We start from the raw sequence: 14,851 nt of genomic DNA, 5'->3' as shown, positions 1-14,851 counted from the left end.
ACCGTCGAGGGGCGGCGCCGCCTCAGGGGTCGACGACGCGGATGTCGAGGCCGTAGTTGCCGCCGTCGCCGTTGAATCCGTCGACGACGATCCAATAGGTACCCGCTGGCAGGCTGCGATCGAGGAAGCTGCGGTTGCCACCGAAGCCCACGTGGCAGGCGCCCGGCACCTCGGCGCCGGGGCAGGTGGCGCCCGTGCGGACGTTGAGCAAGGTCGTGAAGGTCGAGCCGCTCATGTCGAGAATGACGCGTTGGGTCTTGGTGAGATCGAGCCGAAGGATCTGATCGGGCGCAGCTGGCGCGAAGGCCTGATCGCATCCGTTCGAGAAATCGTGGAGCCCGCTCGTGGTGTTGCCGAAGAAGTAGCCGCCGCTCGGTGGAACCACGATCAGGCCGGCGCCGCACGAGTCTGACGCGTTCACGTCGACCGGTGGGGTCGTCGGCCGGACCCAAGCGTCGAGCGAGCCCTTGCGGCCGTAGGTGTCGGCGAGCACGACGCCGTGGGAGCCGGCGGCGACGTTGCGCCGGCTGACGCGCACGGGGCTGTCGGACACGCCGCACGCGAGGCGACCCGTGCTGCTGCAGGTGGCGTCCCCAAGGGAGACGGAGCCCGTGTCGCCGGGTGGAAAACGTCCGACGAGGAGCACGTCGCTCGGCGCCGTGAGCTCGAGGTCGAAGGCCAAGTCCGGCGATTGCTCGAAACAACTGTCGTCGATGTCGTCGTCGCGATCGCCGAGGTCGAAGAGGTTCGCCGCGTTGTGCACGGCCTTCGGCGCCGCGACGCAACTGTCGCCAGGGCCGGCGATGGTCGGCGCCGACGCGACCACGAGCACCGAGAGATCCATCGGCGTCGAAGCGCCCACGGTGACGACGTAGTTGCCGGCGGCGACGTTTCGCGCGAAAAGCGGCAAGCCTAGGCCCTGCTTGCAACGTACCTCGTCGCCGCTGCCGCACGCGCTCTTGAGGAGCGAAACCACGGGAACGCCAGCGCCCGCGAGGACGCTGGTGAAGATCTTCACGTCGGCTGGTGCCGCGAGCGACAACGAATAGGTGAGCTCTCCGGCGGCGAGCGTGCACGCGCTCGCGACGTCCTTTGCAGCGTCGATGAAGCTGACGAGCTCTGCTGTGCCGACGGTTAGCGGCGCTGCGGTGGCGCAGGTCTCATTGGCCGGCGGCGCCGAGGCAGGCAAGAAGTCGACGGCGAGCTCGACGTCGGCTTCGACGACGGACTTCACGACGACCGCGTAGGTGCCGGGGGCAAGGTTGCGGGCCCGAACGCGCGTGGCGCTGTCGGCGGAGCGGCAGACGAGCTCGCTCGCGCCAATAGTCGGCGGCCGCCGCCGCGAGCGTCAGGCCGTAGGTGCCCGGCGCGGTAATGGCGAGACCAGCGGCGCAGGTGTCGGCCTTCGGGGACACGCAAGCGACCTCGTCGACTTGGCCGTCGCAGTCGTCGTCGCGTCCGTTGCTGCAGACCTCACCGCGCGTGCTCGCGACATCGGGATCTTGATCGTCGCAGTCGTGGTTCGCGGAGCAACGATCGTCGGGATCGCCGTCGCCGTCGAGGTCGCGAGGTGCGTGCTTGCAGCTCTTGGTCGCCTCGTCGCACGAGTCGATGGTGCAGCTGTCTTGATCTTGACAGGTCTCGGGCGGGCCCGGACGGCAGCCCACGCCAAGGAGGCAGCGCTCCCGACCGTTGCAGAAGGCGTCGTCGGCGCACTGTGCGTCGTCGGCGGTGAAGCGGCACCGCCCTACACCGCCTTCGGCGCCGCCCACCGGCACCGTCTTGTCGCAGGCGTCGAGTGTGCAGGCGATGTTGTCGTTGCATTGGCCGTCGTCGATGCACGGGCCGCCTAACGAAGGGTCGAGCTTTCCCGCGTCGGTCACGCCCGTCGGCGCGTCGGCGGGTGCGTCCGCGGCGGCGTCGGCCAAGGCTGGCGCGCGCACGAACGGGTCGGCGCTCGTCCCGTCGCCGCACGCGACGCTCGCGCTGCACGTCAAAGCGATGGCGATGGCGACGCCCCGTTCCGCGCCGGCGCGACGCGGCGCGGCGAAGACGCGAGGGCCCGCAACGCCGCTCCGCTCGGGGAGCGTGAAAAATCGCCTTCGCAGCCTCACGAAAGGACTCTACTATCCTAGGGCCCGGTGTCCACCGCCCTCGCCCGCGCGCTCGTCCTCACGGAAGTCCTGCCGTGGTCCTCCGTGGCCCAGGCGCTCTTCTTGTCGACGACCAAGAACGTGCCGTTTTTGCACGCGGTCCTCGAGCTCAACCTTCTGCCGCGCGAGCGCCTCGAGGAGGAGCTTGCGCGCGCCGACGCGCCGGTCGCGAAGACGTTGGTGCCTGACGTGACGTGGCTGGCCAAGCTCCCGCCGGGGCTCTGCGCACGTCTCTTGGCTCTCCCCGTTGGCAAGGCGACGGGCCCCGGCGGGAAGAAGCAAGCCGTCGTCGCGCTCGCCGACCCGCGCGACGAACACGCGCTCGGCGAGCTCACGTTCCACCTGGGCGCGGAGGTTGTCGCGGTGCGGGCGTCGCTATCGGACATGAGCGCCGCCGTCTCTGCGCTGCCAAAGCCGAAGGCCGAGGAGTCGTTCATGGAGAGCACGCTCGTGAGCATGCGCGCTCCCGAAGGCATCGTGCTGCCGCCAAGCGAACGCGGCGCAGCGCGCCCACCGGCGCCGCCGAGCGCCGTGCCGCTCTCGGCGAGCGGCGCTGACGCGTCGGCCATTCCCCTCGTGCGCCGCTCGCAAGAACCGTCGATGCCGATCCCGTTGGTGCGTCGCATGAGCGACGGAGAGCCGGTGCTTGAGCTTCGTTCCCCGTACAGTCGCGTGCCGCGCTCCGTCGAGAGCCCCGCCGCCATCGCCATGCGGACGGCCACGGACCGAAACGAGATCTTGCGGCTGCTCTTGGAAGGCGCCATGGAGCACGCCAGGCGCGTCATCCTGTTCGCCGTCCGGAGGGACGGTTTCGGTGGCCTCCTGTGCACGCCGACGATGGGCGACGAGGCCGCCATTCGTGACCTTCGGGTGCCGCTCGACGAGCCAAGCATGCTCGCGACGGTGGCCACCGGCGGCACGTATTTCGGTCCCATTTACTCCGCGCCCGCGCACGTGCCGCTCTTGGCGCTCCTGCCCGCCGTCTCGGACTCGGTCGCGGTGACGGCGGCGCGCTTGCGCGGCCGGCCGCTCGTCCTGATGCTGGCCGAAGGGATGGAGAAGCCCGAGCTCGCGATGCGTCACCTCGATGAGCTGACACGCGCCGCCGGCGAGGCGTTCGCGCGCATTTTGGCGACCAAGGGGGAGTAGCGGAGCTACCGGAGGCCCGCTTTGGAGGCTCGGGCAATGTTGTCTGCGGCCCGTGCCGCCAGCGCCAAGAGGGTCAGCGTTGGATGGCGATCTCCGCCCGTTGGAAGGACCGATGCGTCGGCGACGTACAAGCCCTGGGTGCCCCGGACGCGGCCCATGGCGTCGGTAACGCTGGTCTTGGGGTTGTTTCCCATGGCGCAGCCACCGGCCTCGTGGAACAGCGCACGGTGCCGGATCGGATCGCGAAAGGGGACGATGATGCTCCCGTGCGGCGTGATGGCGTCGATGACGCTCAGTGCCGACTCCTTCATGTCGGCGATCATGAGACGGTCGTTTTCGCTAGTGAACTGGTGGATAACGGGCACGCGTCGGCCCAAGGTGTCCCTCGCGCTCGCGTGCAGCTCGATAAACCGGCTTGTGTGGGGGAGCGCGTCTCCCATGGCGCTCACGATGTAAGCGGTCGCCTCGTGCGCGCGGTCCTTGTCAATGCGAAGCATCGGCAACCAATTCGCACCAAGGCTCGAGGCGCCGATGGGGCCGTGGACCCCCAGCTGAAGCCACCGATGTAGTGACGTCGGGTTGCACGGCTCGTGTTGACGAAGCGCGGAATGAACGCGGCCTTTCCGCCGGTGCGGGGGAACCGGTCTTGGCGGGACCTGGCGCTGCCGCCACGTAGCTGAGCATCATGTGATCAACCAAGCCGCGTCCCACCAAATGCGCGCGGTCCGCGATCGGCGGAGGAGGCTCCGTCAGGAGAATCCGAATCGTCTCTTCTGGCGACGCGCAGAGCACGACGACCGGCGCGCAGACCTGATCCAGGCGCCCTGCACGGTTCCAATACTCGACTCCGCGAACCCGCGAATCGCGAAACACGACCCTGCGAACGATGGCCTCCGTGACGACGTGTCGTCGAGCGCGCCGTAGGCTGAGGGCCGTCCGCACGCGCTGACCATCGCGAGCGATGCGCGGTGGCTGAACATTGAGGCCCAGCTTGGTCGCGAGTCCTTCGAAGCCGCCGCGTTGACTACGGACCGTCAGGAGGCGCTCGACCTTGCGATAAAAGGGCAGGAGCTCTTCGCCGCTGACTGGCCACGGCGCGCCAACCTTCCGCGCGTCGGCGAGTGCAGTTGTGTCGAAGCGTTCGCACCAGCCTCCCCAAACTAGCGAACGGCCTCCCACGGCTCTGATGCGGGTTCGTGCACCCGGCAAACCGGCCGCAACGTCGCCGACGCCCACCAAGCGACTCTCCCATCGTGCAGGATCGGGGTGTTGCTGAAGCGAGGCAGCGTCGACAAGCGAAGGCGTCGCCCGAAGCGCAGGCCCGGCTTCGAGGATTCGGCATCGAAGGCCGGCGACCGACAACAGCTCCCCAAGGATGAGACCCGTGAAGCCACCGCCGACAATGATGACGTCTACGTCCGGCAAAGGCACGGGGGCATTCTAGCCTTGCCGTCCCCCCTGCGGGGAGACGGCGACCGACGGCTCGGGAGGCTCAGTCCCAGGGGCACGTGCAGAACATGGCCGCGACGGTTCGTCCGCCGCTGACCTCCTTCAACTCGAGGTCGTTGAGGACAACAATCCGCTTCGCCGATCGCTGGTCCTTCTTCTTCTTCTCTTGAGTCGGCTTCTTCGGCTGCGCTTGCTTCTTCATGGTCGCTGTCGCTCCCTGCGGCGGAACTCTCTGTTCCTCTCCGCATGGCTGCAGCTCTCATGCCGCCGGGCGATCGCTCGTTTCTGCAGGCCAATCCCGCGGAATGCCTGCGCGAGCGACACCCTTGCACGGCAGAAGCCCGACACGATCACCAGCACATGTGCCGACACATTCTTCTGGGCGTGTTCCGGCCCCGCAACAGAGTCACACCGTCCCCCTTGCGGGGGACGGGCGAGCGCCTGCGGGTCGTCTGCTCAGTCCCAGGGGGTCGTGCAGAACGCGGCCGCGGTTCGGCCGCCGCTGACGTGCTTCAACTCGAGATCGCTAAGCACAACGACTTGCTTCTCCGATCGCTTGTCCTTCTTCTGCTCTTGCTTCGGCTTCTTCGGCTGCGCTTGCTTCTTCATGATCGCTCCCTGCGGAGGAATTGGTTCGTCGTTCCTCGCGACGAAGCCTCGTACCAGTCGCGCGATGCGTCGCAAGAGGTCGAAGTCGAACCATCGAGAAAGTCTTCGTGAGCTGCGCAAGGAACTCCTCTCACGGCTGCCGGCGTGCACCGTCGCGCGCCAGCCGCGGAGAATTCCCCCCCGACGCCCCCCCCTTTCGGGGGCGTCCTCCGCCCCCCTGGCAAACGGGCGCGGCACCGAAACGTCGCGTCCGCCAGCTCTCCCCTGTGGAAGTGCTGATCCATGAGGGCGGCCGCCGCGCAGGCCGCACTTCGTGTGGACCGTCGTAGACCGTCGCCGGCGGCGCCCGGTCTCGAGTGAGCTAGAAGAAGCGGCGACCGAAGAAGGCAGGGCGGTTGCTCAATTGCTTCGTGTCGAGCAGCGCCGAGCGTAGTTCGGAGAGGTATCCCTCGATGCAATTTCGCAGCGCGGTGTGCGCCTGCGGCGATTGGGGATCGAACACGAACATGGGCGCTCGGTAGGCGACCTCTTGGATATGTCGAGCGAGCGTCCAAAGCGCCGCGTCCGCGATTCGAAGGGCGACCGTGTCCTCGGGAAGCCCGAATGTGAGGTGGATGGAGTCGAGGCCTTTGCCCACGTGCCAATGGCCCCTTGGCAAGAAGAGCAGTCTTCCCGGCGCTAGCCGAAAGGTCGTGGGACGGGCGCCGCGGTGAGGTCTGAGGACGCTACGGTGGGCGGTGACGGGCATCGGGAGCGAGTTCGGACGAACGCGCCACTCCTTCCTGCCGTGCGTTTGCACGAGGGCGACATCATGCGCGTCCCAGTGCTCTGGGAAAATGGTGCCTTGAGAGAACGAGGCATAGCCGTTCACGTTCACTTTGGTCGCCAGGATCTTTGCGAGGCGGTCTGCAAACGTCCTCACGCGGGGGTGGTAGAGCTGCACGCTGCCCAGTCGAAAGCCCGTGTTCGGCTTGTGCAACTCCCGCAGCAAGACTTCCACGTTCTTACCGAGTCGCGCCGTTGGTTTGCCGAGCGGCGACAAGTCGAGAGGCTTGTTGTCTCGCATGACCACCAGGTCTGCGAGACGGTACTTCGGCATGGCTCGGACGAGCGCGGCTTTTCCCCACAGTGAGCTGGCGGTGCGCGCCGACAACAAGGGCCCCGACCACACCGATTGTTCAAAAATCGCGTGGACCAACGCGTGGACGGATCGATTGGATGACCATGCGCTGCGACGCAAGCGAGCCTGGGCGGCTGTCGCGGCTTCTTGGACGACCTCGGGAAGCCAGGCCGGCGCAGGCCGTGGAGCGCGGCCTCGGAGCTCGTCGGGGCCGATCAGTCCAATTACTTTGTCTCCAATGATGGGCAGGGCCATGCGCGCACGCTAACTGCGCCGAATGTCACGCGCAACGGCGCGACGGGCCGCTGGTCAAAGCATGGCGAGCCGGAAGTCGAAGGAGAAGCGGACCTGATTCTTGGAGCGGTTGATGCCCGAGGCATGAAGCAGATGTCGGTCGAAGATGATCGCGTCGCCGACCTCAAGGTCAAAGCTCTTCCAAGTCAGTCTGGCCCCCCGCACCGGGACCCCGTTCTTCCCATCGTGGAAGAAGGCCCCGTGAAGGTGGCTTCGGGGGACGACGCGCAGGCCGCCCAAACCGCGGGGGCAGTGGTGTAGAGGCATCCAGACCGTCATGAACTTCTCCGATCCGGGCAGATAGAAGATGTCTTGGTGCGGGGGCATCCTGCGGTTGAGACCTCGCGGCATCCCGAGCCGTAGCCAACGGCCGTGCTCAGCCTGAATCGGCCAAGCGGGCCCGGTCACCGGTCTCAGCGCCTTGAGCGCGTGATCCACCAGCGCACGAAACGGTCGTCCTGAGGCCAGTCGCGCCACAAAAGCGCGCGAGTTGAACTTAATGAGGTCTGCCGGTACGTGGGCGAGGTGAAATGCCGATGCGTCGCCACGGGCGCGGTGTTCGAGACCGCCCCGGGCAACCGCCGCGTATACCTGGCGACGGAGCTCGTCGACGAGGGTGGTGGGCACGAGCTCGCGCACGACCGCGAAACCATCACGTTGGACACGGTCGCGAATCTGCGCGGCCACCAGCTTCACCGATGGTTCGATGGGCCTCATGGCTTCGCCTCGCGCGATGCGTTCGCGAGCGATTTGTTCGAGCTCTGCCACGGAGACCTTCCGCAGCGCGCAGATGCCCCTCCGGAGGGGTTCCTTGCGCTCCCTGGCAACGTCCGGTCGCTTCATCGCTTTGGTGCTCTTCGTCATCGTGTCAGCTCCAGTTGCGTGCCTTCCGAGGGCTCGATTGCTCTATTGCGGCCGATCGCTACGCACGGCCTGACCCAGCCGCAGGCGCTCCCCGGGTGACATCATGAGCAACTGGGTCTTCTTCGGCAATCGAGGGAGCATGCTCTTGAGGGCGCGCTTCCATGCGGCGAGCCCCGGGCCCCCTGCTGCGTGCGCTTGGAGGTCGCGCCAGTAGTGGTTGAAGTGCGACGTCCCCTTGATCGCCTGGAGGTCCACCGGCGGCCGCGGAGGCGTCGCCGAGAAGATGAACTCGGCGTACGGGATGATGACGCGTGGCTCCAGCACGCGACTCCAGCGCGCAATGGCGTCGGTGTTTGGGTGGTAGCGCATGAGCGCCGCGTGCACGTCGAAGCCGTTGGAGTACTGCGCGGGCGCGCCACACAGAACGGGGTTGGCGTGGGTCTGGCCGGAGCTACAGAAGAACACGCAGTCCACCGGGCCGGTCCGCTCGCGCAGCTCTTTGAACACGTCGTCCATGTCTCCGCGCTCGCTCCGTTCACTGTCGACGGTGCCCAAGTACCGCACCCCGTTGGCCTCGATGAGGTAGCAGAAGGCGTCAAAGTGCGAGCCGGGGCCGAACCACTCTCCGAAGAATGGGACCGGCGTGAAGGTGACATCGCCGATGCGCTCCGGCTTCCACATGGTGACTTCGCGTACGTCGGTGAAGCCAAGGCTTCGAAGCAAAGGTGCGAGCGCCGGGTTGTAGTAGGTCTCCTTCGTGACCTTGGGGACGAAGATGGGGACGTCCCGACGGTACCGAAAGAGCGTGGGCAAGTGAGCGTGGTCCCAGTGCGCGTGCGTGAGAAGCACTGCCGACACATGTTCCACCTGTTGGAACTTGGCATCGAACCGGCGGCGATCACGGTCTGTGGCGGCAGGTTCCCCTCGCTCAGCACGAAGCAAGGGTCGACGAGAACAACGGCGCTCCTCGTGGTGAATTGGAGGCTCGAGTGTGAGATGAACTCGACGCCCGGTCGAGGGCGCGCCGCTCTTCGGCGAACCGGGACGAGCAGGCGATGGGCTCGGGCGAAGGCGAGGAAGCGCTTGACCAGCGGTCGATGGCTGGGAAACAACGCGCTCAGTTGCCGTGCCGTGTGGGTGCCGTTGAGGTACTGAAACAGGTCTGTGAGCGCCAGGAACTCCTCTCCGGCGACAGCGAAGAAGTGACGACGGCGCCCAAGTGGGAACACGAACTGCCACTGGCTCTTGGCCCAATCGCCCTTTCGCAAAGGTCGAGAGGGCGGCCGTGCGCGCAGGCTCCAGGTTGTGCCTTCGATCACCACATCGTAGACCTCGCGAAACTCGGGGACGGTGTCCAGCAGGTGCTCTAGTTCACTCACCGAAGGCGCCTTCGGGTCCGCGCACGTTAGCAGCCAGGCATCCACGACCTCTTGGAGCACGCGACTCCGCCCGCCAGCCGTGAAGTGCAGACTGGGTGTTAAGAACCGCCGCGCGATTGCGCTCTGGGCGTCAAGCAGCCCTCGCGATGCGAGCGCGAGCAGGAGTGTCAGCGCCTGAACAGGCACCGCCGAAACGTTGCAGACCCTCAGCTGGAGAAGTTCCGTTGGCATGGGTGCCAAAGTTACCCGATCGAGGCGGTCGCCGGCGCTACCGCAGCCGGACATAGACGAGCTGTTCGCCGGCGCGTCCGCCGGCGAGCGGGACCGCTCCAAGGGCTTCGCGGACGCACTGGACGTCACCGTCACTAAGTCCTTCACGCTCGAGGGGGCTCCCGACGACGAGCCGCGTATCGACGAGCTGCGCTCGGAGGAGCACGTACCCGCGCCCGCCGCCGCAGTGCGACACGGCCGACTCCGGTGACGCACCCGGCGCGAACAAGTCGCGCCCTCCGGAGGTTCCGCTCTCGTGCACCACGAGCACGACCGGAGCCTCGGCGTCGCGCGGTGCGCCCGCGCGCTTCGGCAGCGGGGCGGCGCGTGCGGCCGGCGCCACAGGTGACGGCTCCACCGACGCCGCGGGCAACGGCGCTCCGCAGCCGACCGCTGCGGCCAAGCCGATCGTGCAGGTCCACCACCAAGAGCTTCCGCCGCTCCTCATGCCGCGAGCATACGCGGCGGCGCGGGCGACCGGTCCCCTACGATCAAGCCGTGCGGGGGCGCGTCACCTGATCGCAGGTCGCGCGTTGCGCTCTCGGCGGGCGCCGTTGCCCGGGGAGGCAACGGACATCCTACGCGCCCGCCGGTCATCCGCCGTTTCTCCCCACAAATTGGGCACGGCGCGGCCGGCACGGCCGATGCTGACGTTGGGTGCATGAACGGTCAATCACCCAAGTCCGCGGCTCTGGTCTCAACGACGCTCATGGAACTCGACGAGGGCGCCCTCGCGGAAATCACGGGAGGGGACGACGGCGACGGAGGCTGCGGTGACGGTGGTAGCTGCGGCGACAGCAGCAGCAGCAGCAGCAACGACAGCAGCAACGACAGCCAGGGGGGCTACGAAGCAGGTTTCGCGACGCTCGACGCGAGCAACGTCTCGCGAATGGACGGCTACTCCTATGACGTGGACCCCGGGTTCTCGGCGCCGAGCGGCTACGAGTACTCGGACGGCGGCGCCTGATGACTTGCGGCGGCGGGACTCACCTGCTGGGACTTACGCTGGGCCATTGCCCGCGCTTCGTTGGCGGCACACGCCGGCGGGGGACCGCGTCCGCTAGGGCGCGGTCGTGGTCCACGCGCGCCTTCCCAAGCGCGAAACCGCAATGCCAACGGCGACGCCCAGCGCGTCCGCTGCGAAGTCCGCGAGCGACGACGACCGCGACGACGAGAACCGCTGCATGTGTTCTTCGAGTCCCGCCGGCAACAAGATGGCTGCCGCCGCGAGCGGCACGTGAGCGGCCCATCGCGACCCGGGGCGAAGGCTCCGGCCCCGGAGCGCGCCATCAAGGAGCCCCGCGAGGATGGCTCCCATGGCGAAGTGGAGAACCTTGTCGAGACCGCGGGCGGCAACGAAGGGCGGGACTAGCCGCGCATACGCGATGCCGGCCCCGAGGGCGGCGATGGCGGCCGCGGCGACGAACGCGAGCCACCAGCGGAGCGTCGGCGACGGAGCCGTTGAAACGAGCGGACGACGAGCGTGATGGCGCATCACCACTAAGACGCTTGGGCGTGCCTATGCATTCGACCGCTCGGCGGCCGTCGGCGACCGTTGGGCCAGGTGGCCGAGCGCGCGTCAGGGGGCAGCGAAGCCTACTTGCACGCCAGCGTGGGCGGGCACTTGAAGTCGAACTTGCCTGCGTACTTGGTCGCCTTGCCGGCCGGAGTACCGGTGAGTTCGAAGGAGCCTCGGATTCCGCTCTTGTCCCACGCGTCAATCACGAGGTCGCCCTTGGCATTCGGGACTGTGGAGGACACGAACCATCCGGGCTGCGTGGCCGACTGCGCGACCTTGTATTTTCCCGCCTTCATTGGGTACTGCGCCTCGTTGCTGGTTGACGTGCTCAAGTCGACGGGGCCGCAGTTGAGGATGAGCGGCTCGACCTTGGCGCGGTTTGGGCCGTCGGCCCAGTGACGTGAGGCGACCTTGTAACCGCCCCCGGGGTGTTTGGTCGCCGGCGCTCCGTCTAGGCTGAGCTCGCAGAATCCCCACTTGAAAGGATCGACGGCGGCCGGTGCAGCGGTCGCCGCCGTGCTCGGCGGCGCCGCGGAAGGGGTTGCCGAGGAAGGGGTTGCCGAGGAAGCGGCGGTTCCGGCTGCGCTGTTGGCGCGGTCGCACCCTGAGAGCAGCAAGATCAGGATGACCAGCGACGCAGAGGCGAGGTCACGACGGTTCATGGCACGATTTCTACATCGAGAGTCCGCGTTTGCCACGCACGATCGACGCGGGTGTCGTTCCGCTGCCCGACGACCGAGACGAGCGTTCAATGCCACCCGCAAGGCACCTAGTGCCGAACCTCCCCCGCAGCGCACCGTCGCGCCCCCACGATCCACGCGGGCCGCCGGCACTCGACGCGCACCTTGGCATCGCGCCAGGTAAATTCGAAAGTCTGCCCGAAGGGATCGCGATCGGCCTTGGTCATGCCGTGCTTCTCGCTGCAGGCTTTTCGACCGCAAGCGAGCGCTTCCGCCTCGGCGCGCACCGGGGCGTTGTCGGAGAGGACGTTGTCCCAGGCGGCGTAGCCGGATGTGAGAAACATCAAGCTGAGCACCACCGTCGGTACTCGACGCTTCACCCGTGGCGTTCTATCACATGCCCCCCATGACGCGCGACACGACGGCGGACTACCGCTCGCTCAAAGAGACCTGGCAAAAGACGACGCTCGCTCCCAGCGAGGCGAAGGACGCACCCCGAAAGCGCGCACCGGTGCTCGCGGGCCACGCCGACGCGGCGCCCCTTTACGGCCCCGACGACTTGGAGGCCATCGGCTTCGACGCGTCACGCGATCTTGGCGTCCCCGGTCGCCCGCCCTTCACGCGGGGGGTTCAGCCCAACATGTACCGCGGTCGCCTTTGGACCATGCGCCAATACGCCGGCTTCGGCACCGCCGCCGAGTCGAACGAGCGCTACCGCTACCTGCTCGAGCAAGGGCAGACGGGCCTCAGCGTCGCCTTCGACCTGCCCACGCAGATGGGCCGTGACTCGGATGATCCCCGCGCCCTTGGTGAGGTTGGCCGCGTGGGCGTGGCCATCGACAGCATCGAAGACATGCGCGTGCTCCTCGCGGGCTTGCCCCTCGACAAGATTTCCACGTCGATGACGATCAACGCGACGGCGTCGATCTTGCTCTGCCTGTACATCGCCGTGGCGGAAGAGAACGGCGTTCCCCGCGCCGCGCTCCGCGGCACGATTCAGAACGACATCCTCAAGGAGTACATGGCCCGCGGCACGTACATCTACCCGCCGCGCCCGTCGCTACGCCTCATCACGGACATCTTCGCCTTCGCCGGCAAGGAGGTCCCGAAATGGAACACGATTTCCATTAGCGGCTACCACATCCGCGAAGCCGGCTGCGACGCCATCCAAGAGGTGGCCTTTACGCTCGCCGACGGCATCGCGTACGTGGAGGCGGCGCTCCGCGCGGGGCTCGACGTCGACTCCTTCGGTGGGCAGCTCTCGTTCTTCTTCAATGTGCACAACAACCTCCTCGAGGAGGTCGCGAAGTTTCGCGCGGCGCGCCGCTTGTGGTCGACGCTCATGGCGGAGCGCTTCGGCGCCAAGACCGATCGGGCCCGCGCGCTCAGGTTTCACTGCCAGACGGCGGGCATGACGCTGACCGCGCAGCAGCCCATCAACAACGTGGCGCGCGTCACCGTGCAGTCGCTGGCGGCCGTACTCGGCGGCTGCCAATCGCTCCACACCAACAGCTACGACGAAGCGCTCGGCTTGCCGACGAGCGAGGCGGTCACGGTGGCGCTCCGCACGCAGCAGATCGTGGCGCAGGAGTCGGGCGTGGCGGACTTCGTCGATGCGCTGGCGGGCAGCTACGCCGTTGAGACGTTGACGCATCAGATCGAAGAGGGGGCGAAGGCCTACCTGGCACGCATCGACGCGATGGGCGGCATGGTGCCGGCCATCGAGCAAGGTTACCCGCAGCGTGAGATCCAGAACACCGCCTACGAGTATCAGCTCGACGTGGAGCAAAAGCGGCGGCTCATCGTGGGGCAAAACGCCTTCGTGATGGACTCGGCGCCGGTGCCCGTCATGAGCATCGACCCGAAGATCGAGCGCGAGCAGGTCGAGCGCGTTCGCGCTGTGCGCGCGCGCCGAAACGGTGCGAAGGTGACCGCCGCGCTCTTGGCGATTGGCCAAGCGGCGCGCGGTGACGCGAACTTGGTCCCGCTCGTGCTCGACGCCGTGAGGGCGAGCGCGACGGTGGGGGAGATCTCCGACGTGCTCCGCGAGGTGTGGGGCGAGCACGTGGAGACGGTCGTCCTCTAGAAGGGGGCCGCGTCGCAAGCGCCCGGAAGGGGCGTATCTCAACGCTGAGGCCAAGCTCTGCGCCCGCCCCGCCTGACACGTCAGCAGACTGTGTCGACACACGTGTCGGCGACGCGTTGAGCTTTTGCCGTGCAAGGTCGCCTATTGCGACGAGGACCTGCGCAGAAGAGTCACGCTCCTCGTGTTTTCGCCCGTCAACGGTGCGGTGTTCGCGCGATGGCTCGTGGGCATGCGACCTGCACCGGCGGGCACATGCGCTCTCCGATTCTCATGCTCGCTCTCGCGCTCACCACCATCGCTTGCGGCGGCTCGCTGCGCTCCGTCGACGACGTCGACGAAGAGAGCGCGGACGCCATCACCGCTCGCAGCTGTCGCACCGCGAGCAACGCGGACACTCTGCAATGCCGGCTCGTGGGCACAGTGACGGGCACGTTCCTGGATGCGAGCACTTGTGTCGTCTACCTGACGCGCAGCGACACGGGCCACACCTACGGTCTCGTGGAGAGCGCGACGGGCCCCGCCGACGTGCGCTGCCCGTATACGCGCGCGTTCAAGGCGCGCACTCCTTCGCTTGGCAAAGTCTGGACGCGATTTGCGGACACCGCGACGATCCCGACCAGCGCGCAGCGGGCGATCCGAGGTCGGGTAGGGTTCGCCTCGGCGACGACGTATTTCGAGCTGACCGGGGCGCTCTGGGGCGCGGTTCCGAGCGACGCCGGTGCCCCCGCGCTTGACGCGATCCTCGAGGCTATCGATCCAAGTCGCGGCGGCGCGGCAGCGCTGACCAACGCCATCGAGGTGGGCGACGCGCCGGCGAGCCTCGCGGGCCCCCTTTCGTCAGCGGTTCGCGAGATCAACGAGCGCCGCGTGCCGGGGACGGACTACTCGGCCGAGACGCACGCCATCTATGAAGTCTTCGCGACGGCCGCGAAGACGAACGTCGTGGCCTACGCCGTCTACGGGCGCGGCTCCGGCGAGCCCGACTACCAGGACGCCATCGTGATCGGCTTCGACGTCGAGGGCAACCGCGTCCACTCCGTCGTGGAGGCGCTGTAGCGAGGCGCCCCTTCGTGCGGCGACGCCCTTGGGCCACGCGGGGACCAGGCGGGCCGCTTGGACCGAGTGCACAGGAGGTGCAACTCGTCTGCACACGAACGGGAGGCCCGCTCGCGGGTGCCGTGGCCGTCGATGTTGGATCGCACCGTTGGCGAGGTCTTTCAGCATGTTCCTCGCGCTGGAACGAAGACGGCACGGGACGTGCTGGCGTGCCCATCATGAG

General features: G+C 67.5%; 17 protein-coding genes. 4 read left to right on the top strand and 13 right to left on the bottom strand.

The annotated features are described in order from the left end of the window. Positions 1 to 22 precede the first annotated feature (22 nt). Entirely contained in the window at positions 23 to 1,234 is a 1,212-nt protein-coding gene (locus tag IPG50_38480) for a hypothetical protein (GenBank protein MBK6698030.1), read from the bottom strand. After that, on the bottom strand, positions 1,161 to 2,114 hold the full coding sequence (locus IPG50_38475; protein MBK6698029.1) for a putative metal-binding motif-containing protein: 954 nt from the start codon (positions 2,112 to 2,114) through the stop codon (positions 1,161 to 1,163). Before IPG50_38475 ends, IPG50_38480 begins: the two co-directional genes overlap by 74 nt. Before the next feature lie 27 nt (positions 2,115 to 2,141). On the opposite strand from IPG50_38475, the gene IPG50_38470 reads away from it, so the two are divergent. After that, complete coding sequence (locus IPG50_38470; GenBank protein MBK6698028.1) at positions 2,142 to 3,302, top strand: hypothetical protein; 1,161 nt, start codon at positions 2,142 to 2,144, stop codon at positions 3,300 to 3,302. Between the two features lie 5 nt (positions 3,303 to 3,307). Here IPG50_38470 and IPG50_38465 read toward each other — a convergent pair whose 3' ends face one another. The 8 genes from IPG50_38465 to IPG50_38430 form a co-directional block, all read right to left on the bottom strand. Continuing rightward, entirely contained in the window at positions 3,308 to 3,799 is a 492-nt protein-coding gene (locus IPG50_38465; protein ID MBK6698027.1) for a hypothetical protein, read from the bottom strand. Further along, positions 3,786 to 4,733, bottom strand: coding sequence for a GMC family oxidoreductase (locus IPG50_38460; protein ID MBK6698026.1), 948 nt, complete (start codon positions 4,731 to 4,733; stop codon positions 3,786 to 3,788). Before IPG50_38460 ends, IPG50_38465 begins: the two co-directional genes overlap by 14 nt. Positions 4,734 to 4,794: 61 nt before the next feature. Beyond that, a complete protein-coding gene (locus IPG50_38455) occupies positions 4,795 to 4,953 on the bottom strand; it encodes a hypothetical protein (GenBank protein MBK6698025.1) in 159 nt (52 codons plus the stop codon). Positions 4,954 to 5,207: 254 nt separating this feature from the next. Continuing rightward, positions 5,208 to 5,360 (bottom strand): hypothetical protein, encoded by a 153-nt coding sequence (locus IPG50_38450; GenBank protein ID MBK6698024.1) that lies wholly within the window; start codon positions 5,358 to 5,360, stop codon positions 5,208 to 5,210. A gap of 361 nt (positions 5,361 to 5,721) precedes the next feature. Further along, positions 5,722 to 6,459 (bottom strand): hypothetical protein, encoded by a 738-nt coding sequence (locus IPG50_38445; GenBank protein MBK6698023.1) that lies wholly within the window; start codon positions 6,457 to 6,459, stop codon positions 5,722 to 5,724. A 330-nt stretch (positions 6,460 to 6,789) separates the two neighbouring features. Next, a complete protein-coding gene (locus IPG50_38440; protein MBK6698022.1) occupies positions 6,790 to 7,638 on the bottom strand; it encodes a phytanoyl-CoA dioxygenase family protein in 849 nt (282 codons plus the stop codon). A gap of 42 nt (positions 7,639 to 7,680) precedes the next feature. Further along, complete coding sequence (locus tag IPG50_38435) at positions 7,681 to 8,496, bottom strand: MBL fold metallo-hydrolase (GenBank protein ID MBK6698021.1); 816 nt, start codon at positions 8,494 to 8,496, stop codon at positions 7,681 to 7,683. Between the two features lie 789 nt (positions 8,497 to 9,285). Next, positions 9,286 to 9,735, bottom strand: a complete 450-nt coding sequence (locus tag IPG50_38430; protein MBK6698020.1) for a hypothetical protein — start codon at positions 9,733 to 9,735, stop codon at positions 9,286 to 9,288. 213 nt (positions 9,736 to 9,948) lie between these two features. On the opposite strand from IPG50_38430, the gene IPG50_38425 reads away from it, so the two are divergent. Continuing rightward, on the top strand, positions 9,949 to 10,254 hold the full coding sequence (locus IPG50_38425) for a hypothetical protein (GenBank protein MBK6698019.1): 306 nt from the start codon (positions 9,949 to 9,951) through the stop codon (positions 10,252 to 10,254). Positions 10,255 to 10,347: 93 nt separating this feature from the next. On the opposite strand, the gene vanZ is transcribed toward IPG50_38425, so the two are convergent. The 3 genes from vanZ to IPG50_38410 form a co-directional block, all read right to left on the bottom strand. Next, complete coding sequence (gene vanZ / locus IPG50_38420) at positions 10,348 to 10,782, bottom strand: VanZ family protein (GenBank protein ID MBK6698018.1); 435 nt, start codon at positions 10,780 to 10,782, stop codon at positions 10,348 to 10,350. Between the two features lie 101 nt (positions 10,783 to 10,883). Further along, on the bottom strand, positions 10,884 to 11,468 hold the full coding sequence (locus IPG50_38415) for a hypothetical protein (GenBank protein ID MBK6698017.1): 585 nt from the start codon (positions 11,466 to 11,468) through the stop codon (positions 10,884 to 10,886). A gap of 107 nt (positions 11,469 to 11,575) precedes the next feature. After that, entirely contained in the window at positions 11,576 to 11,866 is a 291-nt protein-coding gene (locus tag IPG50_38410; protein ID MBK6698016.1) for a hypothetical protein, read from the bottom strand. 26 nt (positions 11,867 to 11,892) lie between these two features. Here IPG50_38410 and IPG50_38405 point away from each other — a divergent pair, with 26 nt between their 5' ends. Together IPG50_38405 and IPG50_38400 are read left to right on the top strand one after the other, a co-directional pair. Further along, a complete protein-coding gene (locus IPG50_38405) occupies positions 11,893 to 13,572 on the top strand; it encodes a methylmalonyl-CoA mutase (protein MBK6698015.1) in 1,680 nt (559 codons plus the stop codon). Positions 13,573 to 13,824: 252 nt separating this feature from the next. After that, entirely contained in the window at positions 13,825 to 14,628 is an 804-nt protein-coding gene (locus IPG50_38400) for a hypothetical protein (GenBank protein MBK6698014.1), read from the top strand. Positions 14,629 to 14,851: the final 223 nt, after the last annotated feature.

Source organism: Myxococcales bacterium (assembly GCA_016703425.1).
Classification (GTDB): domain Bacteria; phylum Myxococcota_A; class Polyangia; order Polyangiales; family Polyangiaceae; genus JADJCA01.
The sequence above is the reverse complement of the archived record's forward strand: the minus strand, read 5'-3'. Positions and strand labels throughout refer to the sequence as shown.